At 64.0% G+C, this 18,124-nt stretch carries 15 protein-coding genes; 12 read left to right on the top strand and 3 right to left on the bottom strand.

Annotated features, from left to right (window positions below; all coding sequences use genetic code 11):
- Positions 1 to 43: 43 nt before the first annotated feature.
- From ACJRPG_RS14790 to ACJRPG_RS14735, 12 genes are all read left to right on the top strand, one after another.
- Entirely contained in the window at positions 44 to 913 is an 870-nt protein-coding gene (locus tag ACJRPG_RS14790; protein WP_408000851.1) for a glucosamine kinase nucleotide-binding domain-containing protein, read from the top strand.
- 3 nt (positions 914 to 916) lie between these two features.
- On the top strand, positions 917 to 1,651 hold the full coding sequence (locus ACJRPG_RS14785; RefSeq protein WP_408000850.1) for a GntR family transcriptional regulator: 735 nt from the start codon (positions 917 to 919) through the stop codon (positions 1,649 to 1,651).
- A complete protein-coding gene (nagA, locus tag ACJRPG_RS14780; RefSeq protein WP_408000849.1) occupies positions 1,648 to 2,760 on the top strand; it encodes an N-acetylglucosamine-6-phosphate deacetylase in 1,113 nt (370 codons plus the stop codon). Before ACJRPG_RS14785 ends, nagA begins: the two co-directional genes overlap by 4 nt.
- Positions 2,750 to 3,763 carry an SIS domain-containing protein gene (locus tag ACJRPG_RS14775; protein WP_408001088.1) on the top strand — a complete coding sequence of 338 codons (1,014 nt, stop codon included), beginning with the start codon at positions 2,750 to 2,752 and terminating at the stop codon, positions 3,761 to 3,763. Before nagA ends, ACJRPG_RS14775 begins: the two co-directional genes overlap by 11 nt.
- An 18-nt stretch (positions 3,764 to 3,781) precedes the next feature.
- On the top strand, positions 3,782 to 5,065 hold the full coding sequence (locus ACJRPG_RS14770; RefSeq protein WP_408000848.1) for an ABC transporter substrate-binding protein: 1,284 nt from the start codon (positions 3,782 to 3,784) through the stop codon (positions 5,063 to 5,065).
- A complete protein-coding gene (locus tag ACJRPG_RS14765) occupies positions 5,065 to 5,925 on the top strand; it encodes a carbohydrate ABC transporter permease (protein WP_408000847.1) in 861 nt (286 codons plus the stop codon). The genes ACJRPG_RS14770 and ACJRPG_RS14765 overlap by 1 nt, the downstream gene beginning before the upstream one ends.
- Entirely contained in the window at positions 5,922 to 6,725 is an 804-nt protein-coding gene (locus ACJRPG_RS14760; protein WP_408000846.1) for a carbohydrate ABC transporter permease, read from the top strand. The genes ACJRPG_RS14765 and ACJRPG_RS14760 overlap by 4 nt, the downstream gene beginning before the upstream one ends.
- On the top strand, positions 6,722 to 8,215 hold the full coding sequence (gene nagZ / locus ACJRPG_RS14755; RefSeq protein ID WP_408000845.1) for a beta-N-acetylhexosaminidase: 1,494 nt from the start codon (positions 6,722 to 6,724) through the stop codon (positions 8,213 to 8,215). Before ACJRPG_RS14760 ends, nagZ begins: the two co-directional genes overlap by 4 nt.
- A 26-nt stretch (positions 8,216 to 8,241) precedes the next feature.
- Positions 8,242 to 9,528: an MFS transporter gene (locus tag ACJRPG_RS14750; RefSeq protein ID WP_408000844.1), complete on the top strand. Its 1,287-nt coding sequence runs from the start codon at positions 8,242 to 8,244 to the stop codon at positions 9,526 to 9,528.
- Between the two features lie 3 nt (positions 9,529 to 9,531).
- Positions 9,532 to 10,644, top strand: coding sequence for an ABC transporter ATP-binding protein (locus ACJRPG_RS14745; RefSeq protein ID WP_408000843.1), 1,113 nt, complete (start codon positions 9,532 to 9,534; stop codon positions 10,642 to 10,644).
- 86 nt (positions 10,645 to 10,730) lie between these two features.
- Positions 10,731 to 12,029 carry a tetratricopeptide repeat protein gene (locus ACJRPG_RS14740; protein ID WP_408000842.1) on the top strand — a complete coding sequence of 433 codons (1,299 nt, stop codon included), beginning with the start codon at positions 10,731 to 10,733 and terminating at the stop codon, positions 12,027 to 12,029.
- Between the two features lie 67 nt (positions 12,030 to 12,096).
- Positions 12,097 to 13,287 (top strand): DUF5009 domain-containing protein, encoded by a 1,191-nt coding sequence (locus ACJRPG_RS14735; protein ID WP_408000841.1) that lies wholly within the window; start codon positions 12,097 to 12,099, stop codon positions 13,285 to 13,287.
- Here the strand turns inward: ACJRPG_RS14735 and ACJRPG_RS14730 are convergent.
- The 3 genes from ACJRPG_RS14730 to ACJRPG_RS14720 all read right to left on the bottom strand — a co-directional run bounded on the left by ACJRPG_RS14730 (position 13,284) and on the right by ACJRPG_RS14720 (position 18,106).
- A complete protein-coding gene (locus tag ACJRPG_RS14730; protein WP_408000840.1) occupies positions 13,284 to 14,399 on the bottom strand; it encodes an acyltransferase family protein in 1,116 nt (371 codons plus the stop codon). The two genes, ACJRPG_RS14735 and ACJRPG_RS14730, sit on opposite strands and share 4 nt — an antisense overlap.
- The gene (locus ACJRPG_RS14725) at positions 14,396 to 15,382 is read right to left on the bottom strand and encodes a glycoside hydrolase family 18 protein (protein WP_408000839.1); all 987 of its coding nucleotides are present in this window, start codon (positions 15,380 to 15,382) and stop codon (positions 14,396 to 14,398) included. The genes ACJRPG_RS14730 and ACJRPG_RS14725 overlap by 4 nt, the downstream gene beginning before the upstream one ends.
- A gap of 69 nt (positions 15,383 to 15,451) precedes the next feature.
- Positions 15,452 to 18,106 carry a TonB-dependent receptor gene (locus ACJRPG_RS14720; RefSeq protein ID WP_408000838.1) on the bottom strand — a complete coding sequence of 885 codons (2,655 nt, stop codon included), beginning with the start codon at positions 18,104 to 18,106 and terminating at the stop codon, positions 15,452 to 15,454.
- Positions 18,107 to 18,124: the final 18 nt, after the last annotated feature.

Genomic DNA, 18,124 nt, shown 5'->3' with positions numbered 1-18,124 from the left:
GCCAACCCTATAGTGCCCCACAGCTCTCTACATCCCTATACCTATGATCGAATTCTTACTCGGCGTTGATGGCGGCGGCAGCGGCACCCGTGTGCGGCTGGCACGGCCTGACGGCAGCCTGCTGGCCGAAGGCAGCGCGGGGCCTTCCGGCCTGCTGCACGGCATTCAGAATGCATGGGCCGCGGTAGAAAGCGCAGCCGCCCAGGCGTTTGCCGCGGCAGGCCTCGCCGTGCCGGCGCGTTCCAATGTCGCCGTGGGCCTTGGCCTGGCGGGCGTGCATAACCGCCAGTGGGCCGCCAACTTCGTCTCCGCCAATCCCGGCTATGCCGCCGTGGCGCTGGAAACCGATGCCTACACCACGGTGCTGGGCGCACACGATGGCCGGCCGGGCGCGATCATTGCGCTGGGCACCGGCAGCGTGGGTGAAATCCTGAACGCGGACGGCAGCCGCCATGAGGTGGGCGGCTGGGGCTTCCCGGCCGGCGACGAGGCGGGCGGCGCATGGATAGGCATGAAAGCCGTCAACCATATCCAGCAGGTGATCGACCGCCGCGCGCAGGGCTCCGCCTTTGCCGACGCCGTGATCGAAGCCTGCGGCGGCTCGCGTGACCGCATCCAGGTGTGGCTGGCCAGCGCGAGCCAGACCAACTACGCGCAGCTGGCGCGCATCGTCCTGCAGCACGGCGGCAGCAACGCCACCGCGCACGCCATCCTGAGCGAAGCGGGCTACCAGGTGGCGCTGATCGCGAAAGCGCTGGACCCCGCAGGCACGCTGCCGATTGCGCTGTGCGGCGGCCTTGGCGAACCGCTGCGCCCTTACCTGCCGCCCGAACTGCTGCAGCGTATCGTGCCGCCGCATGGCGATTCCGCCGCCGGCGGCCTCAAGCTGATCCAACAACTTCTGAAGGAGTAGGATGTGCTAGCCCAGTTGAGCGATTTCAGTCCTGACCATGACAGCGATACGCCGTTGTACATGCAGCTTGCGAACAAGCTGTCCGACGGTATCGCCAGCGGCGACTGGCGCGCCAACGAGGCCCTGCCATCCGAGCGTGTGCTGTCCGAGATGCTGTCGATCTCGCGCGTGACGGCACGCAAGGCGATCGACATGCTGTGCGACCGCGGCATGCTGACGCGGCGCCGCGGTTCGGGCACCTACATCACGCCCAAGCTGGAGCAGCCGCTGTCCCGCCTCACCAGTTTTTCCGAAGAGCTGCGCCAGCGCGGCTTTACTGCAGGTTCGCGCTGGATCCAGCGCGAGATCGGCGTGGCAGCACCGCTGGAACTGCTGTCGCTGGGACTGTCCCCGAATATGCCGGTGGCCCGCCTTAAACGTTTGCGCACCGCGGACGATGTGGTGATGGCCATCGAAACCTCGACCATACCGGCCGCCTACGTGCCGAATCCGCAGAACGTGACGGATTCGCTGTACGGCTACCTGGAAGCAAACGGCACGGTGCCGATGCGCGCGCTGCAGCATATCCGCGCCATCAATGCCAATGCCGAACAGGCCCGCCTGGCCAATATCGCGCCGGGCACCGCCATGCTGCACATAACGCGCGTGAGCTATCTGGACAACGGCGCCGCAGTGGAACTGACCCACTCGTGGTGCCGTAGTGATTATTATGAATTCGTAGCGGAGTCGCGTCGATGAGCGATGCAATCAAAGGCAATATCCTGACGCCGGACGGCTGGGTCCACGGCGCGGTCTCATTCGATGAGCGCATCGTCGGCATCGACGGCCAGGCGGTCAACCCGGAACATAACAGCGATGACTACATCCTGCCCGGCTTTATCGACCTGCACGTGCATGGCGGCGCCGGCAAGGACGTGATGGAAGGCGGCGATGCCGTGCACCAGATCGCCAGGCTGCATGCGCGCCACGGCACCACCTCGATGCTGGCCACCACGATGACGGCGCCGCCGGAAGACATCGACGTCGCGTTGAAAGGCATTGGCGATGCAGTGCGCAAGCGCGGCAAGAACGAGGCGCGCGTGCTGGGCACCCACCTCGAAGGTCCGTATATCAACTCCGGCAAGCTAGGCGCCCAGCCCAACTACGCGCGCTCCGCCACGCTGGATGAAGTGAAGCGCCTGGAAACCATGGCGCCGCTGAGCGTGATCACCGTGGCGCCGGAAATCGACGGCCACCTGAGCCTCGTACGCGAAATGGCCGATGCCGGCATGCGCGTGCAGATCGGCCACACGCTGGGCACCTATGAAGACGGCGTGGCCGCGATGGAGCACGGCGCGGCCGGCTTCACCCACCTGTTCAACGCCATGCCCGGCCTGCACCACCGCGAACCCGGCATGGTGGGCGCTGCGCTGGCGCACGCCGAATATGCCGAACTGATTCCCGACCTGCTGCACGTGCATCCGGGCGCCATCAAGACCGCGCTGCGCGCGATTCCGCGCCTCTACTGCGTGACCGATTCCACCGCCGCCACCGGCATGCCGGATGGCGAGTACATGCTGGGCCGCCACATCGTCCACAAATGCATGGGCGGCGTGCGCCTGCCGGACGGCACGCTGGCCGGCAGCACGCTGACGCTGGACCAGGCGCTGCGCAATCTCGTAGGCCTGGGCCTCGACATCGCCGACGCCTCGCGCCGCGTCTCCACCAATGCCGCCGACTACCTCGGCCTGAATGAGCGCGGCCGCCTGGCGCCCGGCGCTTACGCCGACATGGTAGTGCTGGACCGTGACCTGAAACTGAAAGCCGTTTATATCGAAGGAGAACGTTGTGACCTCAATGATGCTTAAAGAAGCCCTGTCCGCCGCCGAGTGCGTCGCCGAGCAGCTGGCGAACGACTCGGACCGCTACGCGGACCTGGGACGCAAATTGAGGAGCACGCCCTTCTCCACCGCGCTGACCGTGGCGCGCGGCAGCTCGGACCATGCCTGCAACTACATCGCCTACCTGATCATGGCCCGCCTGGGCCGCGTGGTGGCATCGCTGCCGATGTCGCTGGTCACGCTGCACAAATCGCCGCTGATCACGCGCGACACGTTGACCATTGCGGTCTCCCAGTCCGGCCAAAGCCCGGACGTGGTGGAGCCGATCCGCTATTTCCGCGACGGCGGCGCCACCACCGTGGCGCTGGTGAACGACATCGAATCGCCGCTGGCCAATGCCGCCGAATGGGCGATGCCGCTGCGCGCAGGCAAAGAGCAGAGCGTGGCCGCCACCAAGAGCTTCATTACCTCGCTGGTAGCCGGTGCGCGCATGGTCGCACAATGGCAGAACGATCCGGAACTGCAGGCCGGCCTTGAGGCGCTGCCGGAAGCGCTGCGCGTGGCAGGCCAGGCCGACTGGTCGCCTGCGCTGGAAGTACTGGCGCCGGCCAAGAACATCATGGTGGTGGGGCGCGGCATCAGCTTCCCGGTCGCGCTGGAATCTGCACTGAAATTCAAGGAAACCTCGGCCCTGCAGGCGGAAGCCTTCAGCGGCGCGGAGATCAAGCACGGCCCGATGGCGCTGATCGAAGAAGGCTACCCGCTGCTGATCTTCGCAACGCGCGGCCCGACGCAGGCAGGCCTGCTGGCGCTGGCGGATGAAATGCGCGGCCGCGGCGCACGCGTGCTGCTGGCCGCTCCGTCGGACGTGGCGCAGCGCGACCTCACGCTGCCGGTTGCCGCCACGCCGGACCTGGATCCTATCGTCGCCATCCAGGCCTTCTATGTGATGGCAGCCCAGCTGTCCGCCGCGCGCGGGCTGGATCCTGACCGTCCACGCCACCTGAGCAAAGTCACCAAGACCAACTGACCCCGCTCCCGGCCGCCAATGAAACTCAAGACCCTGCTGACAGCATTGGTGGCCGCCAGCCTTGCTGCGAGCGCGCTGGCCGCGCCGCAGAAGATCGAATTCTGGACCTTCAGCATGAAGCCCAAGTTCACGCCGTATTTCGAAGGCATCGTGAAGAAATACGAGGCTGCCAATCCCGGCGTGAAGCTGGAATGGGTCGACTTCCCCTGGGATATCATCCAGACCAAGCTTGTGACCCGCATCGTGGCCGGCACGCCGCCCGCGCTGGTCAACCTCAATGTGCCCTGGGCCGACGAATTTGCGCGCGACGGGCTGCTGACGCCGGTCGATGAGCTGATCGCCCCGGCCCGCGAGCGCTACCTCAGGAGCGCGCTTGAGGACCTGAACTTCGGCGGCAAGACCTATGGCTTCCCGCTGTACAGCAATGTCGCCGTCATCACCTACAACACCGAAATCTTCAAGGCTGCGGGCATAACGCGCGCGCCGCGCAGCCTGGACGAACAACTGGCCTTTGCGCGGCAGATCGCGCAGCGCACCGGCAAGGCCGGGCTGTGCCCGGCGCTGTCGAAGATCGACGGCCTGATGATGCAGCAAGGGCTGGCGGTGATCCGCGATGGCCGCGCCGTATTCGATTCGCCCGCGCACGTCGCCTTCATCCGCAAGCTGGCCGACACCTACAAGGCCGGCGGGCTGCTGAAGGATGGCCTGTTCGCCGAAGACAATTTCCCGGTTGCGATCGACGCCTACAAAGGCGGCCGCCTCGGCATGCTGCTGGCGCCGCCGACCGCGCTGAAGCGCATCCAGAGCGACACCAAGGATATCTACGCCATCACCGGCGTAGCGCCGGCGCCGCTCGGGCCCACGGGCATTGCGGACGGCGGCTGGCTGATTCATTTCGGTGTTCCGGCAGGCGTGAAGAAATCCCTGCTGCCGGAAATCGGCAAATTCGCGCGCTACCTGACGAATGACGCCAACCAGCTCGAGTTCGCGAAGCAGGCCAGCGTCTACCCGGCCACGGTGCAGGCTGCGAACGACCCGTTCTTCATGGCGGTGCCGCCGGGCGCGGGCGCCGCCGAAAAAGCCGTCAGTGCGGGCGCCGTCTCCATGCCCTACTCGCGCACCATGTACGTGGCGGGCGTGGACGACTACAACGAATTGCGCCGCACGCTGGTGAAAGCCGTGGAAGCCGGCGTCACCGGCCGCGCCGACATCCAGGCCGCCCTCAGCGAAGCCGTCGCCATCTGGAACCGCAAGCTCACCAAACAGTTCCCCAAAGCTCAGCCCGTGAGCGGGGGGATTTGATGCAGCGGCAGACTTTGTATGCCTGGCTGTTCCTCGCGCCCGCGCTCATCCTGATGGCGGTGTTTTCGTTCTGGCCCGTGGGATATGGCTCGCTGCTGGCCTTCACCGACTACAGCCTGATCCGCGATACGCATTGGGTCGGCCTGGAGAACTTCCGCTATATCTTTGAGAACGAGATGTTCGTCACCGGCCTGAAAAACTCGCTGGTGTTCCTGCTGATGGTGCCCTTCGTGCAGATCGGCGCGCTGTCGCTGGCGGTGCTGGTGAATAACCAGTTGCCGGGCATCCGCCTGTTCCGCGCGGCCTACTACGTGCCCGTGGTGACGACCGTCTCCGTGGTCGGCATCATGTGGGGCTTCATGTTCCACGAACAGGGCGCCCTCAATTACGTGCTGATGCTGTTCCGCCTGGTGGACGCGCCGGTGGGCTGGCTGTCGAACGATACCATCGCCCTGTTCTGCATCATGTTCGTCACGCTGTGGCGCGGCCTGGGCTGGTATATGGTGATGTACCTCGCCGCGCTGCAGTCGGTGCCCGCCGAGATGCAGGAAGCGGCCATCCTCGATGGCGCCAGCCGCTGGCAGCGTTTCTGGAAAATCACCGTGCCCATGCTGCATCCCACCATCGCGGTGTGCTCCATCCTGTCCGTGCTGGCCGCGCTGAAGGCCTACCAGGAAGTGGACGTGCTCACGCAAGGCGGCCCGATGAATTCCACCTTCACTGCCCTGTACTACGCCTATGACCAGGGCCTGAAACACCTCAAGCTGCCGCGCGCGCTGGCCGCCAGCTTCATCGTTTCCCTGCTCTGCATCGGCATCGCCCTGCTTTGCCTGCGCTACCTGAAGCCCAAGCACCGATGAAGACGATCGGCCATTACCTGCTGCTGACGGCAATCGCCCTGCTCTGCGTGTTCCCCTTCTGGTGGACGCTGGTGACGGCGCTGTCCACCGAGGGCAATATATTCACCTATCCGCCTACCTTCTGGCCGAAATCGCCGTCGCTGGCGAATTTCGAGGAAGTATTCCGCGTGATTCCGGTGCTGTCCTTCTTCAAGAACTCAGTGCTGATCGCCGCCTTCACCGTGTTCTGGAAACTCACGCTGTGCTCCATGGCCGCCTATCCGCTGGCGCGCATGCAGTTCCGCGGCCGCAAGCTGGTGTTCGGCCTGATCCTCGCCACCCTGGTGCTGCCTTCCGAAGTGAACTTCCTCGTGAACTTCATCACGGTCACGAAACTGAGCCTCGTCGATACTTACGCGGGCGTGATCCTGCCCAATATCGTGACCGCAGTCGCCATCCTGCTGCTGAAACAGGCCTTCGAGGAAGTGCCCCAGGACCTGATCGATGCGGCCCGCGTGGACGGCGCCTCGGAATGGGTCATCTTCACGCGCATCATGCTGCCGCTGATCGCGCCCTGGCTGGCTACCGTCGGCATCCTCACCGCCGTGGAAGCGTGGAACGAATACATCTGGCCATCCATCGTGATGAGCAAACCTGACGAATTCCCGCTGTCGGTCGGCGTGCTGTATTTGCGCGGCACCTTCGGCAGCAGCACGCGCGTGATCGCGGCGGGTACCATCATCACCATCCTGCCTACCCTGGCAGCATTCCTCTTCACCCAACGATTCTTCATGCGCGGCATGGACGGAGCAGTCAAATGAGCAAATCACATCAGGAACTGAGAAAAATCGCGGGCCAGCTGATCATGATCCGCTTCCCCGGCACCACGCTGGATGCCGCCACCGCGGACTTCATCCGCGAAAACGGCATTCGCGGCGTCTGCCTCTTCCGCGGCAATATGACGGACTCCGAACAGCTGGGCAAGCTGACGGCCGACCTGCGCGCCGCCATGGGTCCGGACGCGCTGATCGCCATCGACCAGGAAGGCGGCGCCGTGGTGCGCTCCACCTGGGTGCCTGCGCCGCCCGCCGCCATGGGCCTGGGCGCAGCCGATGATACCGAACTGGCGCACCGCACCGGCGCTGCCGTGGCGCGCGCCGTGAAGGCGCTGGGCTTCAACTGGAATTTCGCGCCCGTGCTGGACCTGAACAACAATCCGCACAATCCGGTAATCGCCGAGCGTTCCTTCGGCGCCGAACCGAAACGCGCGGCCGAACTGGCCATGGCCTGGATGGCAGGCAGCCATTCGGAAGGCGTAGCCTGCTGCGTGAAGCACTTCCCGGGCCACGGCGACACCCACGTCGATTCGCACCGCGACCTGCCCACCGTGAACAAGCCGCTGGAACAGCTGGAAGCCTTCGAGTTCGCGCCGTTCAAAATGGCGGCGCCACAGGCGCCTGCGATGATGACCGCCCACATCGTCTACCCATCCATCGATCCGGATAATCCGGCCACCATGTCGCCCGCCATCCTGGACAAGCTGCTGCGCAAGCACTGGCAATACCGCGGCGTGATCATCACCGACGGCATGGACATGCACGCCATTGCAGGCCGCTACGGCGTGGGCAACGCCGCCGTGCGCGCCCTCACCGCCGGCGCGGACATGGTGATGGCCCTCGGCACCACCGAAACCCAGAATGAAACCCTGGATGCCATCGCCAAGGCGCTGGCAGAAGGCGCGCTCACCGAAGAACAGGTACAGGAGCGGCTGGACCGCCTGTCTGCCCTGGCCCGCGCCTATCCATGCAAACCGCGCTCCTACAAGGAAGATGCCGCCGACCGCGACATCATGGCCGAAGGCTGGCGCCGCAGCCTGACCGCGCGCGGCAATCCCCAGCGCCCGGCCAAGGGCAGCAAGGTGCGCCTGATTGCACGTCAGGACGTGGTCAGCGACGGCGTGTCCGAAGCGGGCGTGCCGGCCAGCACCGTCGCCACCACGCTGGGCAAGCTGTTCGACGTGGAGCTGATCACCTTCGCCGACGCCGACACCTTCGACTGGAACGCCCTGCCGCAGGACGGCGCCTTCACTATCCTCGCTTCCACCTCGCGCCTGCGCTACGGCGACAACGCACGCAGCAACTGGAAGCCGGACCTGCACCTCGCACTGTGGAATCCCTATCAGGCGCTGGATATCAGCGCCCCGGCCCTGATGACCTACGGCTTCGCCGCTCCGGCACTGGATGCCGTCAATGCCTGGCTGTCCGGCGCGCTGGAAGCGCAGGGCCGCTGCCCCGTACCTGGCTTCGCATAACAACCATACAAAGGAAGACGCGACAGATGGATCACGACAAGGATCACGACAGCGCCAAGCGCAGCCCGCTCAGCTGGGTGCCGACCCTGTATTTCGCACAGGGCCTGCCATTCTTCTCGGTGGCGCTGATCGCCAGCCTGATGTTGAAGAGCATGGGCGTGCCCAATGAGGACATTGCGCACTGGACGGCATATATCGGCGCCGCGTGGATCTTCAAGCCGCTGTGGAGCCCCTTCCTCGAACTGGCCAGCAGCAAGAAGCTGGTCGTCGTCACCTTCCAGCTGCTGAGCGGCGTGTTCCTCGGCCTGGTGGCGCTGGTCCTGCACCTGCCCTTCTGGCTCGCCGCCGTGATCGCCATGCTGTCACTGGTGGCCATCTCCTCGGCCACCCACGATATCTCCTGCGACGGCGTGTACATGGCAAGCCTGAGCAAGAAGCAGCAGGCGCAGTACGCCGGCTGGACCGGCACCTTCTTCAACGCGGGCCGCTTCATTTCGCTGGGCGGGCTGGTAATCCTCGCTGGCTACCTGGAAAAATCGCACGGCGTGGTAACAGCATGGACGGTGATCTTCTGCATCCTGTCCGCCACCATGATTGCGCTGGGCCTTTACCATAGCTGGTCGCTGCCGCTGGCGCCGAATGTGCGCGGCGAGAACCATAACGTAGCGGGCATCGCGCGCACCTTGAAAGACGTCATCATCGACTACCTGCGCAAGCCCGGCATCTGGGTGTCGATCCTCTTCATCATCCTGTTCCGCGCCGGTGAGGCGCAGGTGCAGACCATCGGCCCGCTGTTCCTGCGCGAAGCGCGCGAGCTGGGCGGCCTTGGCCTGAGCACCGACCAGGTGGGCACCGTGTACGGCACCGCTGGCACCATCGCCTTCATCATCGGCTCCATCGCCGGCGGCTACTTCACCTCCTGGCTCAGCCTGCGCCGCGCGATCCTGTTCCTGATCCTGGCGATGAACCTGCCGAACCTGGTGTTCTATCTTCTCTCCACCTACCTGCCGACCAACCTGACCCTGATTGCGGCCGGGCTGAGTATCGAAATGTTCGGCTACGGCTTCGGCTTCGTCGGCATCATCCTCTACATGATGCAGGTGGTCGCGCCGGGCAAATACCAGACCGCGCACTACGCCTTCTCGACCGGCATCATGCAGCTCGGCTTCGTGCTGTTCAAGTGGATCAGCGGCGACGCCCAGGTGGCGCTGGGCTACCAGCACTTCTTCGTGTACGTGCTGCTGTGCGCCATCCCGGTGGCCGTGCTGTCGCAGTTCATCCCGATGGAATCGCGCTACAAGGAAGAGGCCTGAGGCATGGCCGGCGTTTCGCTCCGCAATATCGTCAAGCGCTACGGCGACAAGCACACCGTCATCCACGGCATCGACCTCGATATCGCCGATGGCGAATTCGTGGTCTTCGTCGGCCCCTCGGGCTGCGGCAAGTCCACCCTGCTGCGCATGATCGCCGGCCTGGAAGAGATCAGCGAAGGCGAGCTGCATATCGGCGGCCGGCTCGCCAACAAGGTGCCGCCTGCCCAGCGCGAGCTGGCGATGGTGTTCCAGTCCTATGCGCTCTATCCGCACATGACGGTGTACGAGAACATGGCGTTTGCACTGAAGCTGGCCGGGCACAAGCCGGCCGAGGTGCGCACGGCCGTGGAGCGCGCCGCGGAGATCCTGCAGATTACACAGCTCCTGCAGCGCAAGCCGAAGGAGCTGTCCGGCGGCCAGCGCCAGCGCGTGGCGATCGGCCGCGCCATTGTGCGCAAGCCGCAGCTGTTCCTGTTCGACGAGCCGCTATCGAATCTCGATGCCAGCCTGCGCGTACAGATGCGGGTGGAAATCAGCCGCCTGCACCAGGACCTGAAAACCACCATGGTCTACGTTACCCACGACCAGGTGGAAGCGATGACGCTGGGCGACCGCATCGTGGTCTTCAACGGCGGCCGCATCGAGCAGATCGGCACCCCGCACGAACTGTATAACAATCCGGGCAACCTGTTCGTGGCGGGCTTCCTCGGTTCGCCGAAGATGAATTTCATTGCGGGCGAAGTGATGGCGGCAGGCCTGCAGCACGCCGCTGTGCAGCTGCCCGGCGGCGCCATCGTGGAAGTGGCCGTGCAGGCGGCGGAACTGGAGCGCGGCGCGCGCGTCACGCTGGGTATCCGGCCGGAGCATATGCAGCTGGCAGCGCCTGGGGCCGATGAGCCGAACCGGGTGCCCGTTTCGGTCGGCCACGTGGAATACCTGGGCGACCAGTCCATCCTCTACGTCCAGCTGCCCGGGGTTGCGGACATGCTGGCCGTGCGCCACGCCGCCCAGGGCTTGCCGCCGCAGGCCGGCACGGCCGCCGAACTGCTGCTGCCGCCCGCGCATTGCCTGCTGTTCGACGCGGCGGGCAAGGCCCTGCCGCGCGCCGAAACATAGCGTTACAATTGCGCGCCCCATAAACTCGTCCGTTGGCGAATTTATGGGAGAATAAGCGTTTGTCTCATTTACAGGATTTATAGACCATGTCCCAGTTCCGTATTGCCCGCATCAGCCTGCTGCTGGCTACCCTGATCGCCGCGCCGGCTGTAATGAACGTTGCCCATGCGCAAAGCAAGCCTGCTGCTGCACCGGCAGCTGCCGAGTCTGCCGATAAAGTCAGCCAGGAATTCATCAAGCTGGCCAATCCTGCCGACATCCAGCCGCTGCTGGCCGCAAAGAATTTTGCCGAAGCCAAAAAGCGCATCGATGCCGCCGCCGCACTGCCGAACCTGAATCCTTACGAGACCTTTATCCTGAACCGCATGCGCGTGGCGCTGGGCTCCGCGAGCCAGGACGATGCGATGGCGACCGCCGCCCTGGAAGCCGTGATCAACTCCGGCCGCCTGACCCCGGTGGAACAGAAGCAGTTCATCGAAGCGCTGGGCAATATGTATTACAACGCCAAGAACTATCCGAAGGCTGTTGAGTGGTTCAACCGTTACCAGAAAGAAACCGGCGAAACCAAGCTGCGCCCATATGTGGTGCGCGCCTACTACCTGAACAACGACTTCGTGACCGCCAAGGCCGAAGCGCTGAAGGACCTGGAAACCAAACAGAAGGCAGGCCAGGTGCCAGCCATCGAAGAACTGCAGATCCTGGCCAACACCGGTTCCAAATCCAAGGACCAGGCCACCTACCTGCTGGCCCTGGAAAACCTGGTCAAGTACTACCCGAACGACGACTACTGGGTTGACCTGCTGAGCCGCACCCGCGGCAAGGACAACTACTCCAACCGTTTCGCGCTGGACGTGTACCGCCTGCAGAAAGTCGCCACCACCAAGATGGCGGCCGAGGAATACCAGGACATGGCCGAACTGGCGCTGCTGGCCGGCCAGCCTATCGAAGCCAAGCAGGTGCTGGACATCGGCTTCTCCAACGGCTCGCTGGGCACCGGCAACAACGCGGCCAAGCACAAGCAGCTGCGCGCGCAGGCTGACAAGCAGGCAGCCGACGACACCAAGAACATCGGCAGCGGCGAAGCTTCGGCCCGCAAGTCGAAGAACGGCACCGGCCTGGTCAACCTCGGTTACGCATTCGTCACCCTGGGCCAGTTCGACAAGGGCATCGCCCTGATCCAGGAAGGTATCGCCAAGGGCGGCCTGCAGAACGCGGAAGACGCCAAGCTGCGCCTGGGCTACTCCTACGCCATGGCCGGCCGCAAGGAAGACGCCATCAAGACCCTGGAAACCGTGACCGGCAGCGACGGCCGCGGCGACCTGGCCCGCTACTGGATCCTGTGGGTGAACCGTCCGGGCAACGCTACTGCCGCTCCAGCCCAGTAAGCGCTGCGCATTGATCACCGAAGCGGGAACAGGCGAATGCCTCTCCCGCTTTTTTAACGCCTTCCGCATGAACCAACGCCTGCTGAGTCTCGACGCCTTCCGTGGTTTCATCATCCTTGCGATGATCTGGGTGAACTACATCGCCGGCATGCCCGGCATACCGTACTGGCTTGAGCATGCGGGGCCGAAGGCGGACGGCATCACCCTGCCCGACCTGGTTTTCCCCGGCTTCCTGTTCATCGTCGGCATTGCGGTTCCGCTGTCGCTGCACCGCGCTATCGGGCGGGTGGACGCGGCGCTGCTGGGCCGCCTGCTGTGGCGTGCCGCGAGCCTGATGGTGGCCGGGGTGGTGCTGGCCAACCTTTACCGCTACGACGCCGATGCCGCCCTGCTGCCGCGGGCCTGGTACACGCTGCTGTTCTACGTGGCCATGATCCTGCTGTGGCGGCACACCGAAGGCCGCAGCAGGACCTTCTGGCTCGGCGCGGCGCTGATGGCCTTCCTGCTGCTGTCTTTCCGCGGCACCCTGAACGCAGAGTTCAGCAGCCCGTACCTGCAGCATACGTGGTGGGGAATCCTGGGCATGATCGGCTGGGCCTACCTGGTCTGCAGCGCCATCTATCTCGCAGTGCGCGGCGACGGACTCGCCATGATGGCAGCGCTGGCAGGCCTGATCGCGCTTTACCTCGGCGGCATGGCCGGGCAGCTGGGCTGGCTGCCGGATACGGTACACAGCTTCGTCAATGTGCCGCAGCTGATCGGCTCCACCTCGGCCAATGTGATGGCGGGTGCGCTGGTGGGCCGCCTGTTCGTGCGCGGCGCCACCGAAGCAGGCGGCTGGGCCCTGCACAAGCCGCGCATCCGTTTCATGGCCTGCTTCGCGCTGGCGCTGTTCGCGGCGGGCATGCTGCTGCGGCCCTATCACGGCATCAACAAGATTAACGCCACCGCATCCTACACGCTGGTCTGTTCGGCGCTGGTGCTGGCCCTGTTCCTGCTGTTCTATGTGTTGACCGACGTGCTGGAAGTGCGCAGCTGGACGGTGCTGCTGCTGCCGGCGGGCGCCAACGCGCTGTTCGCGTATATTGCGCCGGACCTCTGGGAGCAGGCAGCCGCCGTGCTGCACCTGCCGCGCTTCTGGTGGCCGTTCTGGGAAAGCGGCGGCGTTCCGGGACTGCTGAACGCCGCCGTGATGACGCTGGCGATGATGGGGCTGACCGCGCTGGCCAATCGCCTGGGACTGAAGCTGAAGTTCTAGACCTTGATATAGATGCGGCGCTTGTCCAGCCAGTAGCCCACCAGCCAGCAAAGCAGCATGAAGGCGAGCGCAAACAGCAGCGAGGCCACTTTCTCCGTGGCCAGCGGCCGGAACACCGTAGCATGGATCCAGTCATAGGTAGCAGTGCTGCCCACGTAAGTCTTCACCATCACGATCACCAGCACTTCGGATAGCAGATAGATGAACAGGGTGTTCTTGCCGAAGACTTCGAAGAAATAGGTCCAACGGCGCTGTCCCCGCATTTCGATTGCATAGATCAGCAAGGGCAGGATCAGCAGGTCAAGGCCGATGGCCAGCATCACGTAGGAGCTGGTCCAGAGCTTTTTATTGATAGGCAGCACACTGCTCCAGCACAGCGCCATGGCGAGGCACAACACGCCCGCCATCATGAGCTTCGCCAGCGTTTCCCACGACGCGCCCTTCTGCAGCACCAGGCGCCCCGCAAAATAGCCTGCAATGACGTTGACCGTGGCCGGCAATGTGCCCAGCAGGCCTTCCGGATCGAAGGCCAGTCCTTCGCCGTGATACAGGTGCCGCTCGCCCATCAGCCAGATATCGAACTTCGCCGCAGCGTTGCCCTGCAGGCTGTAGTCGCCGAACAGCGCCAGCACCGCCCAGTATCCGAGCAGGGCTGCCACGCAAAACAGGATCGCGCCGCGCTCGCGCGCAAAGTGCAGTACCAGCGCAGCGATGCCGAAACACAGGCCGATGCGCTGCAGCACGCCGGGAATACGCGTATCGGCAAAGGGCAGCATGCGGAAGCCGCCTGCGCCGTCCGGCCCGAAGAAGGGGAACCAGTACAGGAGGAAGCCGAGCAGGAAGATCAGGGCGCTGCGCTTCAGCACCTTCGCCACCACGGCCCCCTTGCCTTCCGCCGCATAGCGCGGCATGACGAATGCCAGCGCATTCCCGACCACGAAAAGGAAAGTGGGGAATACCCAGTCCGTCGGTGTAAAGCCATGCCAGTCCGCGTGCAGCAGCGGCGCAAACACGTGGCCCCAGTCGCCCGGCGTATTCACCACGATCATCAGCGCGACGGTAAGGCCGCGCAGCACATCGAGCGACAGGTAACGCCCGGCAGCACCACTCATCGTGCTGCGTCCTTCGTCAGGGCACGCGTGTAGGCGCCGGCTGGAACGTCCGGCATGGTGCTGCACAGCGCTTCCGCGCCAGTCGCCGGTTTGGTGCACGGCAGGTCACGGTCGATCGACCAGAAATGCACACCGGCCATGCCCAGCTTGCGCACGCCTTCTACCATCACTGCCGCATCCTCCAGCGTGAACACGTTTTCGATCACATCGTTCACGCCTATCATCGGCGTCAGCTCGATCTGCGCATACGGCAGCTTGTATTTCTCGTGCACATTGCGCGCGGCCTGCAGGGCGGAAGCGCCCATATCGCAGCGGCGGTCCTTGCCCAGCACGCACACCTTCTTCGATGCCGGGCCGTAGTCCATCACCATGAGGTTCACCACATAATCGCGCAGGCCGCTGCGGCGCACTTCGGCCAGCACCAGTTCCGCAGTCTTGTTCAGGCTGCGCTTGCTGCCGTCCGATGCCGCATGGGTGGCGATGGTGAAGCTGAAACGCAGGCGTGGATGCCTGCCTTGTGCGTAGACGATGTTCTCCATCAGCGAGCGGATCTGGGCCGGTGTCTGCCCCGCTTCGATGTCGAAGTCGAAACCGATCAGCTGCGGCGAGTCGTAGCGCGCGACGAAGGCGTCCATGCCCTCTTTCGAGCCGCAGGTAAAGATGGCTCCCTGGCCGCCGGTTGAAATGATGTAGCCAATGCCTGCCTTCGCAAACGCCGGCACGTTCGCCTGGGCCACCGCGCTTGCGGGCTTGCCGCCCCAGGTCTCACTGCCGCATTCGCCCACCGCGAAAGCCCAGGTCAGCGCTCCGGCGCCCGGCAGCTGCGCATAGGGCACCGGCTTGCCATCCGGCGCCACGGATATCACATTGCCCGCCGCATCGTTATGCAGCGGCAGATACTTATAAGGACTCGCCACATAGGCCGGCGCGGCCTGCACCGCCGCGCTCAGCGCCAGCAGCGCGATGAAAATTGTTTTACCCATTCCTGCTCCAGAAAAGAAAAAGGGCAGGGCCTGCACCAGCGCCCTGCCCCAGCTTACATCACAGCCGCATTACATCTTGCCGCGGATGCCGAAGAAGATCTGCTTGCCGTTCTTGTAGAAGGCACGTGGCTGGTCCTTGGAGGTGGCGTAGGACTTCAGCAGCGGATCGTTCAGGTCTTTACCTTCCAGCGACAGGGTCAGGTTTTCGGTCAGGTTGTAGTTCACCGAAGCCGACACGGTTTCCACGTCGTCCTGATAAATTGCGCTGTTGCGGTCCAGGCCATTCAGGAAGGCCGAGCGGAAGCTGTAGTTCACACGGGCGCTGAACTTGTCGTTCTCGTAGAACAGCGAAGCGTTATACGAGTTCTTCGAAGTACCGATCATGTGGCAGTCACCCAGGTCGGCGCAAGCCGATTTTGGCGCCTTGCCGCGCTCTTCACCATCCGCGTAGGTGTAGTTCAGGTTCGCGCCGAAGCCGTTACCCAGATCCTGCACATACTGCAGCTCGATACCACGCACGCGGGCCTTGGTGTTCAAGGCAGCGCTCAGGTTGTAGTCGGTGATGCGCTTTACGGACTGGTTGTAGAACTGGGCCACCGATGCGCCGTAGGTCACATAGGAACCGATGTTCATGTTGTAGATGTTTGCGCCCAGCAGGGACTTCGGCATGAAGTACCACTCAACGCCCACGTCCACGTTATTGGACATGATCGGCTTCAGGTTCGGGTTGCCGCCGCTGGCCGAGAAGGTCAGGTCGTTCAGGCTCAGCGAACCCAGTGCGCCAAAGTCAGGACGGGCCAGCGTGCGGCTTGCGGCAGCGCGCAGTTTCACGTCCTTGGCCAGGTCGGTGTGCAGGTTAATGCTAGGCAGGAAGTCGTTGTACGTATTCGAGGTACGCACAGGATTCCACACATCGTTCGGCGAGCCGTTGGCCACGTCGATCTCGGTGCGCACGAAACGTACGCCGGCGTTACCCTGGATGGAACCGAAGTCCAGGTCACCCATCACGTAAGCTGCGGTAGCCTTTTCGCGGATCTGGAACTCATTCTGGTAAGCGTGGCTGTTGAAGGTCACGTACTTGTCGCCCCATGCCTTCATCGAAGGCATATCGAAGGTCCAGGCGCCGGACAGCATGTTCGGCAGCGGGCTGGCAGGGTAGTTGGTCAGGCCCGTTGGACGGTTGGCCAGCGAGCTGCCGGCAGCCGACACGGTACCGCCCAGCCAGGTCAGGTCGCGGTCATGCTTGGCAGCGCGCACGCCGAAGTACACGGTAGGCACGGCTTCCCAGTTCGACTTCCAGGTACCATCGGCCTGGCCGTAGGTTTCCTTGTCCTTGGCGGTGACGTCGGAAGCCCAGCCGCCGAAGAAGTCGGCGCCGGTACGCGGATTGAAGGTGCCTGCGTTGTCGACCGTGACGGTGGCCGGAGCGCTCAGGCCGTGCATCGTCAGGCTGGTGCCGGAATAAGCCAGCCATGCTTCGTAGCCGTAGTCACGTGCGTAGCCGGTGCCGCGGGTGGAACCTACCTGGCCGGTGAATTTCAGGTCGCTGTTGGCGCGCCATTGCCAGTCCAGGTTCAGGAACTTCGAATCGGAGTAGGAACCGGGACGTGCGATGATGTCCTGCACCGATGGGCCCATGTTCGAGCAGTCCAGGCCAGTCGGGCAGGTGCTCGGGAAGGTGATCGACGTAATCTGGTTGCCGGTGATGGTGTAGCTCGAAGGAACCACGCCGCCCACGCCGGACCAGTTGTTCGACAGCGGCTGGTACGGCGCCAGCATGAAGTTGGCGTTGACGTTGTCCGCATCCAGGCGGGTGTAGAAGCCGTTGATGTCGAAGCTGAAATCGCTGTTGACCTTGAACTGCACGTCAATCATGCCGCCTTTACGCTCGCGGTCCTGGTTGAACATGGCGGAACCGGTCAGCATCGACAGCCACTTGCCTTCCACTTCAGGGTTCTTGGCGATCCACTGCGGTGCGAAGCCGGTGGTCAGCTTGTCCCACCACAGGAATTCCTGGCCCTGGCGGCGCAGGGTGCGCTTCTCGTCAAAGAGCTGCACCAGCACGCCCATGTTGTTGGCTTCGTTTTTCCAGTTCGCCAGCGCGCTGACCTGCAGGTCGGTTTTCTTCGCGCCTTCGCTGTACACGCCTTCGATGGAACCCATCAGCGTGAACGGCTGCTTGAAGCTCAGCGGCTTGCGGGTTTCGATATCGACGGTACCGGCAGCGCCGCCTTCGATGATGTTGGCCTGCGAGCTCTTATGCACGGTCACGCGGCCGATCAGCTCGGACGGGAACATGGCGTAGCTGACGGAACGGCCGCCGCCGGTGATGTTCGAGATATACCAGTCGCCGCTGGAGATGGTGTGGCCGTTCAGCGTGGTCAGCGTCAGGTTCGACGGCGTGCCTTTCAGGCTCACGCGGTCGTTCTCGCCGAAGCCGCCTTCGGCGCCGCCGGCGGTTGCCACGGACACGCCGGGCACGCGCTGCAGCGAGTCGGCGACGCTCTTGTCCGGCATCTTGCCCACGTCTTCGGCAGTGATCACTTCCACCAGCGAATCGGCATTACGTTTCTGGTTCAGCGATTGCGCCAGGGCGGCACGCACGCCGGTGACGACCACAACGTTCGGCTCTGCGGCCGCTGCTTGTTCTTGTGCGTAGGCCAGATTGCTACCGGTGATCAGGATGGCGACCGCAGTAGCGATCGGTGTCAGATTGCGCTTCATTTACTCCCCCTTGAGTTG

It is taken from the genome of Pseudoduganella rhizocola (assembly GCF_045984285.3).
Classification (GTDB): domain Bacteria; phylum Pseudomonadota; class Gammaproteobacteria; order Burkholderiales; family Burkholderiaceae_D; genus Rugamonas.
The sequence above is the reverse complement of the archived record's forward strand: the minus strand, read 5'-3'. Positions and strand labels throughout refer to the sequence as shown.

Excerpts from the sequence above, each read along its gene's own strand:
- ACJRPG_RS14745 (WP_408000843.1), top strand. The coding sequence starts at position 9,532 with ATGGCCGGCGTTTCGCTCCGCAATATCGTCAAGCGCTACGGCGACAAG.
- ACJRPG_RS14740 (WP_408000842.1), top strand. The coding sequence starts at position 10,731 with ATGTCCCAGTTCCGTATTGCCCGCATCAGCCTGCTGCTGGCTACCCTG.
- ACJRPG_RS14750 (WP_408000844.1), top strand. The coding sequence starts at position 8,242 with ATGGATCACGACAAGGATCACGACAGCGCCAAGCGCAGCCCGCTCAGC.
- ACJRPG_RS14720 (WP_408000838.1), bottom strand. The coding sequence starts at position 18,106 with ATGAAGCGCAATCTGACACCGATCGCTACTGCGGTCGCCATCCTGATC.
- ACJRPG_RS14730 (WP_408000840.1), bottom strand. The coding sequence starts at position 14,399 with ATGAGTGGTGCTGCCGGGCGTTACCTGTCGCTCGATGTGCTGCGCGGC.
- ACJRPG_RS14765 (WP_408000847.1), top strand. The coding sequence starts at position 5,065 with ATGCAGCGGCAGACTTTGTATGCCTGGCTGTTCCTCGCGCCCGCGCTC.
- ACJRPG_RS14760 (WP_408000846.1), top strand. The coding sequence starts at position 5,922 with ATGAAGACGATCGGCCATTACCTGCTGCTGACGGCAATCGCCCTGCTC.
- ACJRPG_RS14770 (WP_408000848.1), top strand. The coding sequence starts at position 3,782 with ATGAAACTCAAGACCCTGCTGACAGCATTGGTGGCCGCCAGCCTTGCT.
- ACJRPG_RS14775 (WP_408001088.1), top strand. The coding sequence starts at position 2,750 with ATGATGCTTAAAGAAGCCCTGTCCGCCGCCGAGTGCGTCGCCGAGCAG.
- nagZ (WP_408000845.1), top strand. The coding sequence starts at position 6,722 with ATGAGCAAATCACATCAGGAACTGAGAAAAATCGCGGGCCAGCTGATC.
- ACJRPG_RS14735 (WP_408000841.1), top strand. The coding sequence starts at position 12,097 with ATGAACCAACGCCTGCTGAGTCTCGACGCCTTCCGTGGTTTCATCATC.
- nagA (WP_408000849.1), top strand. The coding sequence starts at position 1,648 with ATGAGCGATGCAATCAAAGGCAATATCCTGACGCCGGACGGCTGGGTC.
- ACJRPG_RS14790 (WP_408000851.1), top strand. The coding sequence starts at position 44 with ATGATCGAATTCTTACTCGGCGTTGATGGCGGCGGCAGCGGCACCCGT.
- ACJRPG_RS14725 (WP_408000839.1), bottom strand. The coding sequence starts at position 15,382 with ATGGGTAAAACAATTTTCATCGCGCTGCTGGCGCTGAGCGCGGCGGTG.